Origin of the sequence: Desmonostoc muscorum LEGE 12446 (assembly GCF_015207005.2) — a bacterium.
In the GTDB taxonomy this organism is placed as follows: Bacteria; Cyanobacteriota; Cyanobacteriia; order Cyanobacteriales; family Nostocaceae; genus Nostoc; species Nostoc muscorum.
In genome coordinates this window covers 5,223,206-5,241,959 of sequence record NZ_JADEXS020000001.1, presented here as the reverse complement: position 1 = coordinate 5,241,959, position 18,754 = coordinate 5,223,206, and the positions used below count along the sequence as shown (strand labels likewise).

Annotated in this window: 19 protein-coding genes; 13 read left to right on the top strand and 6 right to left on the bottom strand. The window is 42.3% G+C overall.

The genetic code is table 11. The annotated features are described in order from the left end of the window. Nucleotides 1-26: 26 nt before the first annotated feature. Nucleotides 27-1,745 carry a serine/threonine-protein kinase gene (locus IQ276_RS22390; protein WP_193914598.1) on the bottom strand — a complete coding sequence of 573 codons (1,719 nt, stop codon included), beginning with the start codon at nt 1,743-1,745 and terminating at the stop codon, nt 27-29. 1,197 nt (nt 1,746-2,942) lie between these two features. Between IQ276_RS22390 and IQ276_RS22385 the strand changes: the two genes are divergently transcribed. Both IQ276_RS22385 and IQ276_RS22380 read left to right on the top strand, forming a co-directional pair. After that, nucleotides 2,943-3,959: a ribose-phosphate pyrophosphokinase gene (locus tag IQ276_RS22385; protein WP_193918165.1), complete on the top strand. Its 1,017-nt coding sequence runs from the start codon at nt 2,943-2,945 to the stop codon at nt 3,957-3,959. A gap of 108 nt (nt 3,960-4,067) precedes the next feature. Next, nucleotides 4,068-4,607, top strand: a complete 540-nt coding sequence (locus IQ276_RS22380) for an SH3 domain-containing protein (protein WP_193918163.1) — start codon at nt 4,068-4,070, stop codon at nt 4,605-4,607. Between the two features lie 92 nt (nt 4,608-4,699). Here IQ276_RS22380 and IQ276_RS22375 read toward each other — a convergent pair whose 3' ends face one another. Next, entirely contained in the window at nt 4,700-6,004 is a 1,305-nt protein-coding gene (locus IQ276_RS22375) for a chloride channel protein (protein WP_193918161.1), read from the bottom strand. A gap of 231 nt (nt 6,005-6,235) precedes the next feature. Between IQ276_RS22375 and IQ276_RS22370 the strand changes: the two genes are divergently transcribed. The 4 genes from IQ276_RS22370 to IQ276_RS22355 all read left to right on the top strand — a co-directional run bounded on the left by IQ276_RS22370 (nt 6,236) and on the right by IQ276_RS22355 (nt 8,398). Further along, entirely contained in the window at nt 6,236-6,976 is a 741-nt protein-coding gene (locus IQ276_RS22370; RefSeq protein WP_193918159.1) for an LmeA family phospholipid-binding protein, read from the top strand. Nucleotides 6,977-7,008: 32 nt separating this feature from the next. Continuing rightward, nucleotides 7,009-7,560 carry a DUF2231 domain-containing protein gene (locus IQ276_RS22365; RefSeq protein ID WP_235115878.1) on the top strand — a complete coding sequence of 184 codons (552 nt, stop codon included), beginning with the start codon at nt 7,009-7,011 and terminating at the stop codon, nt 7,558-7,560. Between the two features lie 258 nt (nt 7,561-7,818). Continuing rightward, a complete protein-coding gene (locus tag IQ276_RS22360) occupies nt 7,819-8,187 on the top strand; it encodes a ribosomal maturation YjgA family protein (protein WP_193918155.1) in 369 nt (122 codons plus the stop codon). Next, nucleotides 8,171-8,398 (top strand): DUF167 domain-containing protein, encoded by a 228-nt coding sequence (locus tag IQ276_RS22355; RefSeq protein WP_190876047.1) that lies wholly within the window; start codon nt 8,171-8,173, stop codon nt 8,396-8,398. Before IQ276_RS22360 ends, IQ276_RS22355 begins: the two co-directional genes overlap by 17 nt. Nucleotides 8,399-8,509: 111 nt before the next feature. Here the strand turns inward: IQ276_RS22355 and IQ276_RS22350 are convergent, their stop codons facing one another. Further along, complete coding sequence (locus IQ276_RS22350; RefSeq protein ID WP_193918154.1) at nt 8,510-9,139, bottom strand: glutathione S-transferase family protein; 630 nt, start codon at nt 9,137-9,139, stop codon at nt 8,510-8,512. A gap of 198 nt (nt 9,140-9,337) precedes the next feature. Between IQ276_RS22350 and IQ276_RS22345 the strand changes: the two genes are divergently transcribed. From IQ276_RS22345 to IQ276_RS22320, 6 genes are all read left to right on the top strand, one after another. Then, a complete protein-coding gene (locus tag IQ276_RS22345; protein ID WP_193918152.1) occupies nt 9,338-10,042 on the top strand; it encodes an SOS response-associated peptidase in 705 nt (234 codons plus the stop codon). A 107-nt stretch (nt 10,043-10,149) separates the two neighbouring features. Further along, the gene (locus IQ276_RS22340; RefSeq protein ID WP_190876050.1) at nt 10,150-10,671 is read left to right on the top strand and encodes a photosystem I assembly protein Ycf3; all 522 of its coding nucleotides are present in this window, start codon (nt 10,150-10,152) and stop codon (nt 10,669-10,671) included. Between the two features lie 104 nt (nt 10,672-10,775). After that, entirely contained in the window at nt 10,776-11,066 is a 291-nt protein-coding gene (gatC, locus tag IQ276_RS22335; protein WP_190876051.1) for an Asp-tRNA(Asn)/Glu-tRNA(Gln) amidotransferase subunit GatC, read from the top strand. A 538-nt stretch (nt 11,067-11,604) separates the two neighbouring features. Next, entirely contained in the window at nt 11,605-13,365 is a 1,761-nt protein-coding gene (locus IQ276_RS22330) for an iron uptake porin (RefSeq protein WP_193918150.1), read from the top strand. A gap of 582 nt (nt 13,366-13,947) precedes the next feature. Beyond that, nucleotides 13,948-14,181, top strand: coding sequence for a hypothetical protein (locus IQ276_RS22325; protein ID WP_190876053.1), 234 nt, complete (start codon nt 13,948-13,950; stop codon nt 14,179-14,181). A gap of 195 nt (nt 14,182-14,376) precedes the next feature. After that, entirely contained in the window at nt 14,377-14,889 is a 513-nt protein-coding gene (locus IQ276_RS22320) for a hypothetical protein (RefSeq protein WP_190876054.1), read from the top strand. 135 nt (nt 14,890-15,024) lie between these two features. On the opposite strand, the gene IQ276_RS22315 is transcribed toward IQ276_RS22320, so the two are convergent. Together IQ276_RS22315 and IQ276_RS22310 are read right to left on the bottom strand one after the other, a co-directional pair. After that, on the bottom strand, nt 15,025-15,606 hold the full coding sequence (locus tag IQ276_RS22315) for a thioredoxin family protein (RefSeq protein ID WP_235115877.1): 582 nt from the start codon (nt 15,604-15,606) through the stop codon (nt 15,025-15,027). A 142-nt stretch (nt 15,607-15,748) separates the two neighbouring features. Beyond that, complete coding sequence (locus IQ276_RS22310) at nt 15,749-15,964, bottom strand: CAB/ELIP/HLIP family chlorophyll-binding protein (protein ID WP_190876056.1); 216 nt, start codon at nt 15,962-15,964, stop codon at nt 15,749-15,751. A gap of 196 nt (nt 15,965-16,160) precedes the next feature. On the opposite strand from IQ276_RS22310, the gene thyX reads away from it, so the two are divergent. Continuing rightward, on the top strand, nt 16,161-16,883 hold the full coding sequence (gene thyX, locus IQ276_RS22305) for an FAD-dependent thymidylate synthase (protein WP_193925527.1): 723 nt from the start codon (nt 16,161-16,163) through the stop codon (nt 16,881-16,883). A 382-nt stretch (nt 16,884-17,265) separates the two neighbouring features. Here the strand turns inward: thyX and IQ276_RS22300 are convergent, their stop codons facing one another. Beyond that, nucleotides 17,266-18,603, bottom strand: coding sequence for a homoserine dehydrogenase (locus tag IQ276_RS22300; protein ID WP_193922369.1), 1,338 nt, complete (start codon nt 18,601-18,603; stop codon nt 17,266-17,268). Nucleotides 18,604-18,754: the final 151 nt, after the last annotated feature.

Genomic DNA, 18,754 nt, shown 5'->3' with positions numbered 1-18,754 from the left:
TTTATTTAAAAGATAAACAGCTAAATTTAAGGCGAAATTGTTGGATCGGGAATTGGTGTGAGTGTGCTATCAACAGGCGGATTATTATTTTCTGTCTCTGGAGTTGGAATTTCTGTTGGAATTGGAGTTGGAGTTAGTGTTGGAATTGGTGTAAATGTTTCTGTTGGAGTTGGCAAAGGTGTCTGCGTTGGAGTTGCCGTTGGGGTTGGCGTTGGCGTTGGCGTGGGTATTTCTATGGGTGTCGGTTGGATGAGTTTTTGTAATCCAGCATTGAGATTGTAATTGCTTTCGTCAACTCCTGAAAGCAGAGTTAATTCGATAGTGTATACTCCAGTAACTAACAATGTGCCTTCATAAGATGTAACTCGCTGAGCATTATTATCAATTGGTTGTTGATTGGGATTTAAGACAGTTAGCAAAACACTGCTTCCTGGCTCAAGAAACGTACTTAACTTAGCTCCTTGCTCGCCAACAAAAGTATAGCGGATGATTTGATTTGCTTTGAGAGTACCTTCCACTGCGGTAGCTTTAAATGCTCCCAGATTCAAAGGCTTAGTAGATATAACAGGTTGCTCTTGAGTAGGTGTGGGTGTAGGTGTGGATGTGAATGTAGTACCACCAGAAATCACTGGTGAAGGAAAATTTTGGGGAAGCGTCTGTTCTGGTGATGTTTTTGACTGACTGCGAATCGAACTTACCAGTGCCCAAGAACCAAATCCCGCTAAAATAACTACAGCCGCACCAATTGCTGCGATCGCTAACGGATTATCCAAAATAGAGCTAGTCTGACTTGGTGGAATCACCGGATCGGGTTTTTTCGGCGAAGCTGGTGGTGATACCAAATCAGGGCGACGGGCAACAGCCATTGTCTGCAAGTTGGAAACATTAGAGGTAGGGGCACTGGGTTGCTGCAAAAATTGTAATGCTTGGGATACATCAGCCGCAGTTTGGTAGCGATCGCTGGGAATATGATTTAACATTCGATGCAAAACTTGGGCAAATTGTGGATTCACTTTTACCCACTGCTGCCAATTCCAAGTTAATTGGTTTTGATCAAATAGATATCTTGGTTCCTTACCAGTCAGCAAAACAATCGCACTCACCGCTAATGCATACAAATCACTACTAGGATACGCTCCTCCTGTTTGCACTTGTTCACTCGGAGAGTAGCCTAACTTTACCACACTAGTTACAGGCATTGGACTATCTGGCGATCGCAAACGCGTTGCCAGTTCTTTTACCACTCCAAAGTCAATTAACACAGGCTTACCATCGCTATCTCGCAAAATAATATTTTCTGGCGAGATATCCCGGTGAATAATCCCTCGGCTGTGAATATGCTCTAAAACAGGCAACAAAGACTGAATTAACCCCAATACTTCTGTTTCTGTGAAAGTTTGACCCACAGCTTGCTTCTCGGTCAGCAGAGTTTGGTACGTTTGACCTGCAACGTAATCCTCCACCAAAAACAAGCGTTGGTCTTCCTCAAATCTTTCCCGGAATTTCGGCACTTGTGGGTGTTCTATTTGATACAAGATAGCAGCTTCTCGGTGGAAAAGCTCCTGTGCCTTCTCCCAAGCCAAAGCGTCCGTTGCTGTTGAAATCAATTCCTTGATCGCGCAAAGTTCGTTAAAGCGCCTTTGGTCTTCTGCCAGATAGGTTCTACCAAATCCCCCTTGTCCGAGAATTTGAATTATCCGGTAACGGTTTTGCAAGACAGTGCCAACTGTAATGGGTGATTGCATGATCGAATGATTGAGTGTAATGGCAACTGAGGAGGAAGTCACCCACAAAGATAAGTCCAAGTGGCGACGGACAGTTACATGCAGCGATATTTTACCTTACCTAATAGGTATACTCCCAGTGAGAAACTGTCCACAGCAATCTTGCCTTTCTGGAGTAGGGTACGTCAACAAACAGCACAAGATGAATTGGAGACAAGGGTAAAGACTTGTTGCAACTTCCTTCTTTTATCGAACAGAATAGAGGCGTTAGTCGTCAGAATTGGGTTGGGTATGAGTAAGGAAAAGAAATTTTCATTGTTCCTTGTGAACGCAGCTCATGGAGTCTCTTGCATAAATCAAAAATAAAGAACCCCACCCCGCATTTGAGTAAAGCAAACGCTCCCCTCCCCTTGTTAAGGGGAGGGGCTGGGGGTGGGGTGTTAGGGGACTTTTGCAAGAGACTCCATGAACACAGTGAGCGCAAAGCGCACGCTACACAAGCACGAGGAAGGAATGAAAATATCTCTTTCCCAATCCCCAATCCCCAGTCTCCAGTCCCTATTTTCAAGGCAGGTCTATTGATTCTGACTCCTGAATTCTGACTTCTGAATTCTTCGATTCGTCTATTACCGAGGTATAAAGCGTCTTTTACTCCTGAATTCTGTTAGCACAGCGGGGCGTAGCTCATTCTGAATTCTGCCGTATATTCCAGCTTCACCAGAACCCATAACTCTAATAACTTCGATAAATACGGGTATTTTCGGTTTTAATTGTGTTAATTAGAACCTAAAATGAAATCTGCCAGTTTATTTATTTGCGGTTAAAATCATAGAATATAATAAGATACTCCCTGAACACTTAGTCACAAGCCTTCTTCTGTCTTTGAACAAATTTCAATATCACTTAACTTGTAAATGCTTTGCTCTCAGTTATAAATGAGGTAGTTAGAACAATCTATCTATCACACCAATCTTTGAGGGATTAGGGTTATTTACCTCAACACCAAAAAAATTCAACTAGTGTATCTAGTCGTCTGAGTTGACTTAATGTCAATTTAGGTATCAGCAGTTTGTTAGCCAATTAAGATTAGACAATTAACAAATGATAATTTTATGGAAAAATGTTTAAATTTTGTATGGAAGCTTCAATAAAACTCACAGATGTTTTTTTAGGCTATTTCTTGGTTAAATCTATAAAATCTCCAATGATAATATTGTTATGAATGCACATCGAGGATCTGCTGTGCTCAGTTCTGCAACTTTCAAAGTGGAAGCACCTGGAACAGGACTGACTGATAATCATCGCCTGCGGCTGTTTTCTGGCTCTGCCAATCTACAACTGTCTCAAGAAGTCGCTCGTTACCTGGGCATGGACTTGGGGCCAATGATCCGCAAAAGGTTTGCGGATGGAGAACTTTACGTTCAAATCCAAGAATCGATTCGGGGTTGTGATGTCTATTTAATCCAGCCATGTTGTCAACCCGTCAACGATCACTTGATGGAATTGTTGATTATGGTTGACGCTTGTCGTCGAGCTTCTGCACGACAGGTAACCGCTGTAATCCCCTACTATGGCTACGCCCGAGCCGATCGCAAAACCGCAGGACGAGAATCAATAACCGCCAAGCTGGTTGCTAACTTGATCACCGAAGCAGGTGCCAACCGCGTTTTAGCAATGGATTTGCACTCGGCTCAGATTCAGGGCTATTTCGACATACCTTTTGATCATGTTTACGGTTCGCCTGTATTATTAGATTATCTCGCAAGCAAAAAACTGTCCGACCTTGTGGTTGTTTCTCCAGATGTTGGCGGTGTTGCACGAGCTAGAGCATTTGCCAAAAAACTAAATGATGCTCCACTGGCAATTATTGACAAACGTCGTCAGGCACACAATGTTGCAGAAGTGTTAAATGTCATCGGCGATGTTAAAGGCAAAACCGCAGTCTTGGTGGATGACATGATCGATACTGGTGGTACGATCGCTGAAGGAGCGCGACTACTGCGTGAAGAAGGAGCTAGTCAGGTATACGCCTGTGCAACTCATGCAGTCTTCTCTCCACCTGCTGTGGAGCGGTTATCTAGTGGCTTGTTTGAGGAAGTCATCGTCACAAACACGATTCCCATACCAGAAAGTAATCGCTTTCCACAACTAGTGGTGCTGTCAGTAGCTAATCTCTTAGGAGAAACTATCTGGCGAATTCATGAAGATACCTCAGTCAGCAGCATGTTCCGCTAGCCAATAAAAGACTGTCATTCTCGTGATAGGCATGAAGTATGAAGTTTTTAGACTTCATTCTTCATGCTTAATTTTTTTTATGCCATACTTCCACCTTCTGGAGAATTTATGAGTTTAATCACAAAGTTGACAGCAGGATTGTTAACTTTTGGAACATTGATGACTGGAGTATTGCCTGTAATGGCTCGTCCGGCAACCTTGACGAGTAGAAGTAATCTACGAACAGCTGCATCTTTGACAGCACCCGTAGAAGAAATCTTACCATCGGGGGCTAATGTGGAGGTTTTGAATATTACTGTGGGAAATGATGGCGATCGCTGGTTCTATGTGCAACCAAAGGTGGAAGGCACGCTAAGCGGTTGGCTACGGAGCGATTTAGTCAGGTTTGAGGTGAGCAACAAGCGTTATGCAACCATAGCAGGGAATCGCGGGTATAAAATTAACGTGCGTTCGTCTCCCAACTTAAGAAGCAAGGTTCTGTACAACGCGCTGTCAGGTGATTTGGTGACGGTTGAAGATACCTACAAACAGGCGGATCAATATCGTTGGCATCGCATCAAATTCCCAAGTAACGTTACTGGTTGGGTGCGAGAAGACCTGCTATCGATATGGCCAGAAGGATGTATTATCACTTGTCCTGAGTATTAAGCGATCGCAGATCAGCAAAAAACATTTTCAAATCATCTCTGTATTTTACTTATATAATTACGAATTACGAATTACGAATTACGAATTACGAATTAACTTTGTATCTCCTCAAGAGATTGCTGTGATTTAAGTTGAGAAGCTATAAAAGGAACTTTTGGTGCGAGAAAAAACCCAATTAAACTAGCAAAAAGTATTGGCGTCAAAGGGCTAAAATTAGTCAATTTTGATAACAACAAAGTTGTACTTATGGGTGTACGTGTCACCGCTGCATTGATAGCTGCCATTGTGCAAATCATAGCTAGTGCAGGATTCAACCCCGGAATTAAAATTGCAATTGCTTTACCAATACAAGCACCAGTAAAAAATAAGGGAATAATGAAACCACCGCGCCACGCACCAGTGACTGTGATACTGATAGATGCCATCTTACCCAAGGCTAAAATTAACAAAAAAACAACTGAAAAATTAGTACTTAGGACTGACTCTAATTCTTCATGTCCGAAATAGCGGGTTAAGGGTAAGAAAGCTGCTAAAGAACCTAAGCCCAATCCTGCTAATGTTGTGCGTACATAAACGGGACCGGGAACCATCGCCAACAGCCTGTCACAGCCGCGAAAAATGACCATAAAAATCCAACCTGCAACAGCGCCGATGATTCCAAACAGGATAGCCACAGCAAAATCATCGATGTTCTCTAAACTGTATTGGGGAAAATGCCAGGTGGGAGCAATTCCCAAATGGGTGATGAAGGCAAATACTAAATAACTAGCGCAACTAGAAACGATCGCTGGCATTAAAGCTTCGTAGTATTCGACGATATGCTGATGGTGAAGAATTTCTAGGGCAAACATCGCCCCACCTAATGGTGCGCCAAACAAGGCGGTAAAGCCAGCCGCCATTGCTGCTAAACTCGTGGATCTCAAGTCTTCGCCCTCAAGACGGAGGCGATCGCCCACCCATGTACCAAAAGAACCTGTAACCTGCACTAATGGCGCTTCTGGCCCTGCACTACCCCCAGCAGCGATACTAACCAAAGAAGCGAGAATCATCGCCGGATTTTTTCGTGCATCCAAACGTCCGCCACGAAAATGGATATTATCGACAATGACAGCAATTTCCCCAGGATTGCCTAAAAAATGAATTACCAAGCCAACAATTAATCCAGCTATGGGCATAACTATTAGCAGACTCACACCCTCAAATCTTTCTAGTTGGTGAGTCATCAGTTCCAGAATAATCCAGTACAAACTTGCAAATAGACCACAAACAGTCCCCACCACTACCCAGCGTAAAACCCACCGTGAAATGAAAAGAGGATTACGTTTTACGAGTCCAAAAAGTTGTAAAAACTTCCAGCGTTGAGTTTGGTTTGTGGGAGTACGGTTATTTGGTGGCACTGCTGATTTCCTAACTGAAAGAATCAAATGTCATCAATTTTTAACATTTATGATAGTAATGTAACGTGAGTTCAAAAGCTATAGACACAAAAAATATTAAAAATTATATCATTATACTTTTGGATAGACAGCATTTACAACTTTACTACATCGCCAGATAGATAAAATTTTGATGCAAATTTATTAAATTGACTCAAGGATATGATATTTCAAGTAGGAGCTAATTTAATAATGCCAGAGAATCCTGGATTAGGAGAACAGGCGCTGAATAAAGCGGCAAAAATAGGATTATCTAGCCAGTTAGATGAAGTAAAAAATTTAAATGTAAATATCAAAACCGATCCACTCAAAGTGGTTCAGGGAGAGGTAGATATAGTCACAATTGAAGGCGAAGGTTTAGTAATGCAGAAAGACCTCCGGATGGAGGAATTGGAAATGCAAATGAGTAGTGTTGCCATCAATCCTCTGAGCGTGGCTTTTGGCAAAATTGAACTCACAAAACCTACTGAAGCTAGTACACGAGTTGTTTTAACCGAAGCCGATATCAATCGCGCCTTTAACTCTGAATATGTGCGCTCGCAACTACAAAATCAAAAAATACACGTTAACGGACAACAGACGACTATTGAACCGCAACATGTAGACTTTCGGCTACCTGGTGATGGAAAAATAGCACTAAACGCCAGCGTAAAATTAGTAGAAACAGGCGAAAATCAGCAAGTTGCCTTTTCAGCAGTGCCTTGGATCAATGCTAATGGAAAAAGTGTTTATCTGGAAAATGTTGAGTATGGCGAAAGTGAAGAAATATCGCCAGATTTGACAAAAGCTTTGATAGATCAAACCAGCGAAATTTTGAATTTGAGTAACTTTGATTTGGAGGGAATGAACCTGCAAGTTAACCAACTAAAAGTAGAAGTAGGTAAACTCACTCTGCAAGCCCAAGCTTATGTAGAACGAATTCCCTCTGCTTAAAAATAGACACTCATAAACTCAGGATACTAATAATGGAAACTACAGAAACAACCCAAACAAATTCAACACCTTTTCCAAATATTCCACCAGTTATTGAAAGTAACGATAGTGAGTATCGTGATAGTGGCGTACCCAGCACAGTTGCGATCGCCGGACATCCCCTCCACCCCCTGAGTGTGATCTTCCCCATCGCCTTTTTAGCCGCCGCTTTGGGAAGCGATTTCGGCTACTGGTTAACTAATGATTTCTTCTGGGCCAGGGCTTCGCTATGGTTAATCGGACTCGGATTAGCTGGAGGCCTCCTCGCAGCCGCGATCGGTCTGAGTGACTTTTTGAAAATCGAACGAGTCCGCAAGCGTACCGCCGGTTGGGTGCATTTGATACTTAACGTTTCTATCCTGGTTTTAACACTCGTTAACTTCCTCCTGCGCTTGGGTGACCCTGAATCCCGAATACTACCTTGGGGATTGGTTCTCTCGGCGATTGTTGGTACACTCACTAGCGCTTCCGGCTGGTTCGGTGCTGAACTCTCCTATCGCCACAAAATCGGTGTAGTGGGTGCTGGTAGTCGAAGATATCCATAATTAAATAATTCGTAATTCGTAATTCGTAATTCGTAATAGGACTTACGCAATAACTCTCTGAAACTCTCATTCCTCGGTGTCCTCTGCGTCCTCTGCGGTTTGATTTTCCGTTACTTGTGCGTAAGTCCTGTTCGTAATTAATATTCAATATTACGAACTATTAAGAAACGATTGTACAGAGGCTAAAATTTTGCTTAGTCTCTAACCTTTCAGAAAATACGCCGGAACCAAAACCAAACAATATATATTATTCTTTCTATGCTCATCGTTGTACCGATGGGTTTTTTCTTTAAGTATTACGCTAGCCCCGGCTATAAGTGGTTTAATGACTACGGAGGAGATATACTTTACGAAATATTTTGGTGTCTGTTTGGATTTTGCTTTTTTAGAAGTCGAGCAGCGGTAATCCAAATTCCAATATGGGTTTTTGTCATCACCTGTATAATAGAATTCTTGCAACTTTGGCATCCGCCACTATTAGACGAGATTCGCGCCACCTTCATAGGTAAATTGTTACTTGGTACTACCTTTGTTTGGTGGGATTTTCCTCATTACCTGTTGGGTTGTATCTTAGGTTGGTTCTGGCTGCAACAATTACAAAAAATCGGTTATGCAAAAAAAAGTTAAGGTTAAACCTAACTCAAAACAGCAAAAAATCGAAGAACAACCTGATGGTAGCCTGATCGTCTATTTAAAATCGCCCCCAGTTGATGGTAAGGCTAATGAAGAGTTAATTAAACTTCTAGCAGAGAAATTTGGTGTGCCAAAATCTGATATCAGAATTAAGTCTGGTTTGTCCTCCCGACAAAAGTTAATTGAAATTGATATGGCTATCTAGTGCTGATTATTTTGTCTTTACTGGTTTACTGCCTGGGAAAACTTCATGTAATATTATGTATCACTTGATGCGACCAGGAATCGAGAGGCACAGGCTTGCAAAACAGAATTTTTAATATTCTATATCTTTGTGTACATCCTTAATACTAATATACGTGGACTGCGCTTTGACTCTTTCTATCCAAGCTTGGATAGCAGGAAATTGTGTTAAATCAAACCCGCCTTCATCAGCTACATGAGTGTAGGCGAACAAGGCAATATCAGCAATTGTGTAACGCTCTCCTACAAAAAAAGTGCGATCAGTTAAGTGTTTTTCCATCAAGTTAAGTGCTGCATAACCTGGTTCACGTTTTTGCTTTATAGCTTCACTATATTCTTCAGGTTTACCTAAAATAGAAATCCAAAATCTCGATCTGGCAATAAAAGGCTGATGGCTATACTGTTCAAAAAATAACCATTGCAGCACCTGCGATCGCAAAAAGCGATCGTAAGGTAAAAATTCTGTACCTTCACTCAGATAAACCAATATAGCATTTGACTCTGACAAATATTTTCCTGGTTGGATTTCCAAAACGGGAATCTTGCCATTGGGATTTTTACTTAAAAATTCTGCTGTTCGAGTCTCCCCCTTTAAGATATTAACCTCTACTCTCTCAAAAGGCATACCTAGCTGTGTCAATAAAAGACGTATCTTGTAACCATTACCAGAAGGTAAAAAATCGTACAAACGCAGTATTTCCATGATAAAATACAGTAAGTAATATGTTGATAACTAAGGGTTCAAAATACAATATCTTACCAAAATATTTTCCAAAAACCGGATATTTTCTTTTATATTTAACTTCTTGCTCCCCAGATAAAATCATCCCAAAAAATAAAAAAAACATTATTTATTTAGAAAATGAGATGTTTAATTTAGTCAGTGGTCGAGAATAAAAGTATGTGTGGAAGATTTACTCTAAACCAGTCAGTAAAAGCTTTAGCTAAAATTTTCGATGTTCAGCAACTTCCAGATTTAGCAGCCGAATATAACATTGCACCTACGCAAAAAGTTGCAACAGTGTTACAAAATCCTGAAAGCAGAAAGCGGGAATTTCAGCAGTTGTATTGGGGCTTAATTCCCTCATGGGCAAAAGATCCAGGAATAGGGGCAAAATTAATCAACGCTAGGGCAGAAACTGTTGCTGAAAAACCGGCTTTTCGGTCAGCTTTTAAGCATCGACGCTGTTTAGTGCTAGCTGATGGCTTTTATGAATGGCAACGTCAACAAGGCGGTAAGAAGCAGCCATTTTATTTTCGTCTCCAAGATGGGCAACCCTTCGCCTTTGCAGGTTTATGGGAGAGATGGCGATGCCTACGGCAACCCGAAGCGGGAACGACTGCCAATGAGGAAATAATTTCTTGTACAATTTTGACAACAGCAGCCAACGAATTACTCCAACCCATCCACGAGCGGATGCCAGTGATTCTAGAGCCGCAAGATTACGATTTATGGCTAGATTCCCAAGTGCAAACGCCCCAAACCCTACAACAGCTATTGCGTCCCTATCCAGCACCAGCCATGACTGCCTATCCAGTTAGCACCTTAGTAAACAACTCTCGCCATAATAGTCCGGAATGCATCATTCCCATTAGTGGGGATTAGGGATTAGGGACTGGGGACTAGGACTGTATACTATGGACTAGAGAAGAGTTTTCCTAATACCCAGTCCCCAATACCCAATACCCAACACCTAACACCCAGAGACAACTATGCCAAGAACGCAAAAAAACGATAATTTTGTTGACAAATCCTTTACAGTAATGGCGGATATCATCCTGAAGATCCTGCCGACTAACAAAAAAGCAAAAGAAGCCTTTGTGTATTATCGAGATGGCATGTCAGCCCAAGCAGAAGGAGAATATGCCGAAGCATTGGAATACTATGAAGAAGCTCTAACACTAGAGGAAGATACCAACGATCGCGGCTACATTCTCTACAATATGGGGTTAATCTATGCCAGCAACGGCGACCACGAAAAGGCCTTAGAACTCTATCACCAAGCAATTGAGTTAAACCCACGCCTACCCCAAGCCTTGAACAACATCGCCGTCATTTATCACTACCAAGGCGAAAAAGCCAAAGAAGCTGGAGATGAAGATGGTGGCGAAGCACTATTTGACCAAGCCGCAGACTATTGGATTCGAGCTATTCGCATGGCTCCCAATAACTACATTGAAGCCCAAAACTGGTTGAAAACTACAGGGCGATCGCAAATTGACGTATTCTTCTAGCCATTTGTCCTTTGTCATTAGTCACTTGTCTTTTGCTAGTTGATAATAACCAATGACTAATGACAAATAACCAATGCCCCATGCCCCATGCCCAATAACAATGTATGATTGACCAAGAACAAGTCCACAAAGTAGCTAATCTTGCTCGTTTAGAGTTAACTCCAGAAGAAGAGGAACAATTCACTACTCAATTGGGAAGTATTCTGGATTATATTCAACAACTCAACGAACTAGATGTTAGTGATGTGCCCCCAACAACACGGGCAATAGATGTTAGTAATGTCACACGAGAAGATGACCTGCAACCCTATCCTGACCGTGAAAGCATCCTCAACGGTGCCCCTGAACAGGAAGGCGAATTTTTCAAAGTACCAAAAATCCTTAATGCTGAATAGTCCAAAGCTATTCTGATTTCTGACTCCTGCTGTATAAGTTAATATTATTCGGCTGTCACAAAAAAAACGTTGATTTTGCCGAAATCGCCGTGATAAAGTACAAATACTGAAATCTACGGCATACCAATAGGATCCAAGTATATCAACACAGCTATGAAATTACTTTTCCCAACGAGCTAGGTGCTTGCTTGTTGCTAGCTAATTGTTGAAGATTAATTTTATAGCTCTATGTGTACTTAGATTTATATGAGCCGATGTGTTGGTTTAGTTATTAATTATGTGAATCCTGTACAGAGGAATTCTGATATCAGGGATTGACATGTTTAACTGGCAAACTTTTAACACAGAAACGTGATTCATACATATTTCGTTTGCATATTCAGTTCCCAAGGTCATTAGGGGACTAATTGTCAAAATAATTTGACAGCAAATAAATTCAAATTATGAATACAAAACTGTATTAGCTCAAACATTAAAAAAAACCTATTGGTTGTCAAAAAAAATCAGTAAATATTGTATTTGTGTGTGAGGAATAAATGTGAATCACGAGCAATTAAGGTGTATTGCAAGAGTCAGTTTGTTGTGCTTAGTCACAGGTTCGATTTCACTGGGAGCGTATCCTACAGTTGCCAATCCTCCTGATACACAGCCTAATTTTAGTATTGATAGTCAATCCCCAAATACTGATGGGATTCCTCAGGTCAACTCTGTATCTCAATTATCTGATGTCAGACCAACAGACTGGGCTTTCCAAGCATTACAATCTGTAGTGGAACGTTATGGTTGCATTGCCGGATATCCTGACAGCACATACAGAGGAAATCGTGCATTAACTCGTTACGAATTTGCTGCCGGCTTGAATGCTTGCCTAGACAGAATTAACGAACGGATTACTTCCAATATTGTTGATTTGGTCACTAAAGAAGATTTAGAAACTCTGCAAAAACTCCAAGAAGAATTTGCAGCTGAACTAGCAACATTACGTGGTCGTGTAGATGCCTTGGAAAGTCGGACAGCTACCTTAGAAAAGCAACAGTTTTCTACCACTACTAAACTTAATGGTGAAGCGATTTTATCTTTAGCAGCAGCCACGGGTGGAGAACCAGGTAGTGAAGATGCCAATGTTGTCTTCAATAATCGTGTCAGACTAAATCTCACCAGTAGCTTTAATGGCAAAGACTTGTTAATTGTTGGACTCCAAGCTTACAACTTTAGAGCAACTGATTCATTTTATAGTCGGGGAACCATTCAAGGACAATTATTACCAAATTCGAGTTTGTTGGGCGCAGGTTCAACTAAGTTAAGCTTTGAGCCAGAATTTCCTGGTTTTAGTCCTCAGACATTGCAAGCTGATGGCGGAACCAATTCCGTTAGTCTCTACAAGCTAGCGTATGTCTTACCCTTGTCCCAACAATTTGCCGTATTTGCCGCCACAAATGCAGAGATTACAGATGTGTTTCCTGCCATCACTCCCTACGCCAGCGACAGCCAGGGAGCAATTTCTCGATTTGCAGGCTATAACGCTGCTGTACGAATTACCGGAGGTACTTCTGGCAGCGGTTTACTTGCAGGCGCTGGTTTTTTGTGGAATCCTTCAAAACAAGTAGGACTTGGAGTTATATATGGTAATGGTACATCATCCTTACCCCAAGATATCGGTGTTTTGAACACACCTTTGGGGGGAGGTTTCTTTAGCGGCACAGGAGCAGTTGCAGCACAACTTACCTTGAAACCAATTTCAAATCTTGATATTGGAATTAACTATGCACATAGTTACCACGAAATCAACATTTTGGGTACAGGTCTGAGTAGCGCCGATATTGCATCGATTCGGTTTGCTCCCAGTGCAGCACAGCTGGGACAGGCGGGTGGTAATGCCACGCTAGCAATTCTCAGTGAGCCTATCAAGGTCGATTCTGTTGGTGCAACGGCAACCTGGCGATTTACTCCTCAAACATCTTTCTCAGTATCGGGTGCTTTGCTTTTCGCCAATTTATCGAATGTAGATGCTTCTACAACTTTTAGTAGCTGGTCAGCTGGGTTGCATATTAGAGACATCTTCGGTAAAGGAAACGCAGCCGCAGTAATTTTCGGACAGCCGCTTTACCGACAGTCTACAGGGGGAATTGCTGTTCGTCCTGAAGACACGACTCCTTACCATTTAGAAACTTTCTTTAACTACAGGGTTAATGACAATATCAGCATTACCCCTGGCGTATTTTGGCTATTCAACCCCGAAGGATTTAGCGCCAATGACACAGCAGTTGTAGGTGTACTTCGTACCACTTTGACTTTTTAGTACCAGGATGAGGCATTGGGAGTGCTGTTAGCGGTAGCGGGGCGATGAGCCACGTGCTGAGTTATACCGTTTCACTTTAATTATGATACAAATACGTTGGTAGGGGCACGGCAATGCCCATTGGTGTCAACTTAAGCTTAAACGCTTGTCCCACATCCGCTTTACCCCCCTTAATCCCCCCGATGGATTGGGGGGAAAAAGGAATCTAGTTCCCTCCCCTTTACAAGGGGAGGGTTAGGGTGGGGTAACGCGGTAAGTAACGGTAAATATAGCAACAGCCTTGGTGGTTAGGACATCAACAGATGATAAAACCTAGACACAAAAAGACTTTTCACCCAGTCCCCAGTCCCCAGTCCCCAGTCCCTTGCTATAAATGAACTCAACATCACGTCTTGACAAGGGTTTCACGTTAAGTTGACACCAATGGGCAATGCCGTGCCCCTACGCGAAATCTATATGTATCAGGGTTTTAGTGAAATGGTATTAGGAGTGCTGAGTTAGGAGCGAATTCTCCCCTCTGCTCCCCCATCTCCCCCACTGCCCTCAAAGTAAATAGAAAAGACTTCTGGAATTTCTACGGTTATGACAGAAGGCAACAGTAGGATACACTGGCTCTTGAATACACTAGAAGTTCCTGGGCGAGTTGGTTTGCTGCTGCTGGTTACTTCTTTCCTAGTATCCTACGCTTTTTCTTGTATGAAACTTACTCAAATCTACGGTAAGTCCCCCCAAGAAGTTTTTTTTGCATCTACTAAAGACTCCCACTGTTTTCGGTCTATAGCTTTAGAATATTTACAAGCTTTAATTACAAATTAGCTCTCTGTAGAAAAACCGCTGTTTTTGCTGTCTGGGCTTACGTCTTACCTGTTTTTATCACAATTTGTGTAGCTTAGTCAATCAGCGAATTCAGTTAATATTAAGCCTGTTTTACTATTTAGTTTCTTACCCTGACTATTAGACTCCTAGTGTTCATTTCATTTTGTTCAATAGCTTTTAGCCCTTATCGCTCCCATGCTGACCCATCATCGCAAGCCCGTGTGCTTATCAATTATTTCTACTGACCTACCAATCTGGTCTGTTGTTGAAACCGCCGGGACATTGTATCAAAAAGATACTGACCGATTTCATCTACTGTTGACTGCACCGCCCCTAATTACTTGCGAAGTCGAGAGTGTCCTCAGTCCAGAGGATGCTTCTCCTCAAAGTAAAAGCAAAGCCTACGCTCCTAGCAGTCCGAGAATTTTATGGTTGGAGATTTCTCCATATCGGGTAATTATGACTATGCAAGGTAACGCCCAAGTGAGTTATCGTCACTTCTGGGAACAGGGTGTTTATGGCATTAGTCGTTATTGGTTGCCAACTGAGTCGTTGCAATCTAACGATCCGATTCGTTTACGAAATTTTACTAGTAGCCTAACTCTCAATGGACATCCCTTACCAGAGCATTTACGACTGGAATATGAATTGTGGGCAGAAAAAATCCAACTAGGATGCTACATCCTGAATTTGGAAATTAAGCATTGATATCAGGGGAGTGGGGAGTGGGGAGTAGGGAGATGAGGGGAAAAGGGGCAGAGGGGCGAATAATAACAACAGTCAACATTGTCAATGCCCCATGCCCAATGCCCAATGCCCAATGCCCCATGCCCCATGCCCCTTTCAACCAAAATAGCTCGGTTGGTTTCCAGGTTTCCATTTAATGTTGCAACCAACACTCGGCTTTTGGTCAGTTGTAACAGGTTTATCCGCTAACACTGCTTCAATGGCTCCACGTAAATCTGCACCCGTTACAGGTTTACCGTTACTAGGGCGACTATCATCTAATTGTCCACGATAAACAAGTTGGCGCGAACCATCAAATACAAAAAAATCTGGTGTGCAAGCTGCTGTGTAAGCCTTTGCTGTTTCTTGGCTCTCGTCATAGCATAATGTAAAACTAAATCCTTGTTCTGTAGCAAATGCCTGCAAAGATTCAGGTGCGTCATCTGGATAATTCTTCGCGTCGTTAGCACTAATGGCAACGATCGCTAAATCACTTGTGAAATAATCTTTTCCTATCTGCACTAATTCTTGTTGCACATGCTTGACAAATGGGCAATGCCGACAAATGAACATTACCAACAGCGCTTTTTTATCTGCAAAGGTCGAAAGTGAAGTTGTCTTTCCAGATACAACTTCTGGTAGATGAAAATCTGGTGCTTTGGTGCCTAGCGGCAACATTGTTGAAGCTGTTAAAGCCATAGTTCACCCGATATTTTTACCCTGATAAAAGCTTTTGCTATCAGTATGTTTTCAACATATCACTAAATTTTCCATAAATTTAAGAGACGGGAAATTTCCCGTCTCTTAATTGTTTTGAAAGTTATTTTATATAAATCAGTTATTACAGGCTTGTCAAAAAACCAATGATTCCGTGTCCTGTTAGTACTTCTAATGCTATCAGAGAAACAAAACCAATCATTGCTAGACGACCGTTGAGCAGTTCTGCGTATGTGGTGAAGCCAGTGCGATCGCCTTGCTCGTCTACATAAACTTTTGGCTCAAGCGCAAAGTTGTTCAATTTGCCTTGGTCGTCAATGATAGCGGCGGTTGTACGCATGTGATTATCCCCTGTTTTGTCTTATGTAAAGAAGTGTAACAAAGTTATTAATATTTGTAAAGTATCTGAATCTGTTTAAGTAGAAGTCCACGGCAGAGTATGATCAAGGATTGAGTTCAAAGCCATGTTTAACTTTCATAGGCTCTGTTCTCTGTTCTGATGCCCTCTCAATCACAAATCCATTTCCATACAGCCAATGCATCGATTTCGAGTAGAGGTTATTGCCAAAACCCCAAACCCGCAGCAGCTGATCTATGCCGCGATGCACCAAGACTATACCGATGGGTTCGTGTTTGATGAGCGCGACTCATGGCCTTCGGAGTCACAAAGCGGTGAAATTATTGTCAAGCGACTTTTAGCGGGAGAAAGAGGACATTATGGGCCTCTAGAGCATCCCCAGATTGTTTTCAACTGTGGTTATTTTCCCCACAGTGTTATGCAGCAGGCGCGTACTCATCGAGTTGGAGTATCGTTTGATGTACAGTCATTTAGGTATACCGGGAACCAATTTATTGATGTAGTAGAAGGCAAAAAGGACATAGAAGATGTTATTTATCTGCGTCCCGTTGGTTATTACACAGACAGGCAAGGGAAAAAGTACCACTACACACCAGAACAACGAGCAGCGGATTTGGAGTGGTGTCTAGAAGCAGCTAAACGATATAAAGCCGATTTTGAAGGTGGAATGTCTGAAGAACACGCCAGAGGTAAAGTGCCTTTTGACTATCGTCAGCATTTTGTAGTTAGTTTCAATTTAAGGTCTTTCTTGCATTTTTGTGACCTGAGAAATAAGAAAGATGCTCAACTTGAAATTCAAAAGTTGTGTGAAATGATGTGGCCTCACTTTGCAGATTGGGCACCTGCGATCGCCCAATGGTATGAAAAGCAGCGTCTAGGTAAGGCCAGGTTAGCACCTTAGTGAATAAAATTGAGATACCACTTAAGTGTCCCGGTCAATTTTCACAAAAAGCTGAATGGCCAAAGACCGCTTTCACCATGCAGTTAGAATGGCTCTGGAAAAAAAGTATGGACAATTACTACAAATACTGCGGGACACGCAAAAATTCAAGCTTGCAAAGAAACAGTAATACCATTTCACTAAATTATTGATACAAATTACTTCCCCTGCTTCCCCTGCTTCCCCTGCTTCCCCTGCTTCCCCTGCCTGCCATCTGTATCAGTCTTAAAGTGAAACGGTATAAGACTCGTTGGTACTTGTGCCAAAAAGCGTGTTTCTCAGAGGCAAGAATCTCCCGCTACACTGCTTTGCGGTGTAGCGGGGGAGTATCAATCATGTAATCTCAAAGTACGCGCAGTAAGCTAGGAATACTTTCTATCGCTTCAAAATCCCGAATTTCTGCCAAAGCTTGACGAAAGTTCCCTTCCCGCACATCATGGGTAACAACTACAATCTCTGCTAGTTCTCCTTGAAAGCCAGTTTGAACAATTGACTCTAAGCTGACGCCATAGTTACCAAAGCAAGTACCCAATTTACCGATAACCCCAGGTTGGTCATTCGTGAGGAAACGGGCATAGAACCGAGTTATCAATTCTGCCATCGGCGCAATTTGGCAATATTCCTGATGTCCACAAGCTAATAAGGGATTTGGAACTGCTGTATTAGTTTTGAGAACAGCAACTAAATTCAAAATATCAGATGTTACGGCACTAGCAGTTGCACCAGCACCAGCACCAGGCCCAAAAAACATTACTTGCCCGATGGGTTCTCCTTCCACAAGGATGGCATTGTAAACACCGTTGATGCTAGCCAAAGGATGTACTTTCGGTACTAAGGTCGGATGAACTCTTACCGACAGAGGAGATAGAGAAAGTGTCGCCGCGTCCCCACGTAAGAGCGTCCCCCCATTTTCTTCTGCCGATGTAATTCTTTTGGCGATCGCTAACAATTTAATTACAAATCCCAATTTTTCGGCGTAGGCAATATCTGTTTTGCTGACTTGCCGAATTCCCTCAGTATAGATATCTTTGAGGTGAATACGTCCACCAAAACCTAATGATGCCAGGATGGCAATTTTATCTGCTGCGTCTAAGCCATCAACATCAGCTGTGGGGTCAGCTTCAGCATAACCCAAGCGTTGAGCATCAGCCAAAACATCGTTGAAGTTGCTCCCTTCTGTTTGCATCCTTGTGAGGATGTAGTTAGTTGTACCGTTAACGATACCAATTACAGTATTAATACGGTTAACACTTAAGGACTGCTTGAGGGGTTGAATCACGGGAATCCCACCACCCACAGCGGCTTCTAACATGACGTATACGCCGGCTTGATTGGCAGTTGTGAAAATTTCTGCCCCAAAGCGAGCGATCGCTGCTTTATTGGCGGTGACTACATGCTTACCATTACTTAAAGCTTTGAGGATGAGCGATCGCGCTGGCTCTAGTCCACCCATGACTTCCACAACTATATCCACCGCCGGATCGTTGACAATGGCTTCTAAATCTGTGGTCAACACATCCGTGGGCAATTCTACTGCACGGGGTTTATCTAGCGATCGTACTCCCACCCGGTATATTTCTATCTCTTGCAACAACGGGTGACGCCCAGTTTTATCTTGCAACAACTGTACTGTACCCGTTCCCACAGTTCCTAATCCCAGTATTCCTAGTTTCACACCCACAAATTTTGCACCCAATTTATTTTTAAGTGCTGAGTGCTGAGTGCTGAGTGCTGAGTAGTAAGAAGTAGTTAGTACTTTACCCTTCAGAACTGAGAACTCTTTCCTCAGCTATTTACAATATTCATAACAAAACAATTGTAGGGTGAGCATT

Bases quoted from the DNA above. Each gene is read 5' to 3' on its own strand.
- IQ276_RS22390 (WP_193914598.1), bottom strand. From the start codon at position 1,745: ATGCAATCACCCATTACAGTTGGCACTGTCTTGCAAAACCGTTACCGG.
- IQ276_RS22385 (WP_193918165.1), top strand. From the start codon at position 2,943: ATGAATGCACATCGAGGATCTGCTGTGCTCAGTTCTGCAACTTTCAAA.
- IQ276_RS22380 (WP_193918163.1), top strand. From the start codon at position 4,068: ATGAGTTTAATCACAAAGTTGACAGCAGGATTGTTAACTTTTGGAACA.
- IQ276_RS22370 (WP_193918159.1), top strand. From the start codon at position 6,236: ATGCCAGAGAATCCTGGATTAGGAGAACAGGCGCTGAATAAAGCGGCA.
- IQ276_RS22365 (WP_235115878.1), top strand. From the start codon at position 7,009: ATGGAAACTACAGAAACAACCCAAACAAATTCAACACCTTTTCCAAAT.
- IQ276_RS22360 (WP_193918155.1), top strand. From the start codon at position 7,819: ATGCTCATCGTTGTACCGATGGGTTTTTTCTTTAAGTATTACGCTAGC.
- IQ276_RS22355 (WP_190876047.1), top strand. From the start codon at position 8,171: ATGCAAAAAAAAGTTAAGGTTAAACCTAACTCAAAACAGCAAAAAATC.
- IQ276_RS22350 (WP_193918154.1), bottom strand. From the start codon at position 9,139: ATGGAAATACTGCGTTTGTACGATTTTTTACCTTCTGGTAATGGTTAC.
- IQ276_RS22345 (WP_193918152.1), top strand. From the start codon at position 9,338: ATGTGTGGAAGATTTACTCTAAACCAGTCAGTAAAAGCTTTAGCTAAA.
- IQ276_RS22340 (WP_190876050.1), top strand. From the start codon at position 10,150: ATGCCAAGAACGCAAAAAAACGATAATTTTGTTGACAAATCCTTTACA.
- gatC (WP_190876051.1), top strand. From the start codon at position 10,776: ATGATTGACCAAGAACAAGTCCACAAAGTAGCTAATCTTGCTCGTTTA.
- IQ276_RS22325 (WP_190876053.1), top strand. From the start codon at position 13,948: ATGACAGAAGGCAACAGTAGGATACACTGGCTCTTGAATACACTAGAA.
- IQ276_RS22320 (WP_190876054.1), top strand. From the start codon at position 14,377: ATGCTGACCCATCATCGCAAGCCCGTGTGCTTATCAATTATTTCTACT.
- IQ276_RS22315 (WP_235115877.1), bottom strand. From the start codon at position 15,606: ATGGCTTTAACAGCTTCAACAATGTTGCCGCTAGGCACCAAAGCACCA.
- IQ276_RS22310 (WP_190876056.1), bottom strand. From the start codon at position 15,964: ATGCGTACAACCGCCGCTATCATTGACGACCAAGGCAAATTGAACAAC.
- thyX (WP_193925527.1), top strand. From the start codon at position 16,161: ATGCATCGATTTCGAGTAGAGGTTATTGCCAAAACCCCAAACCCGCAG.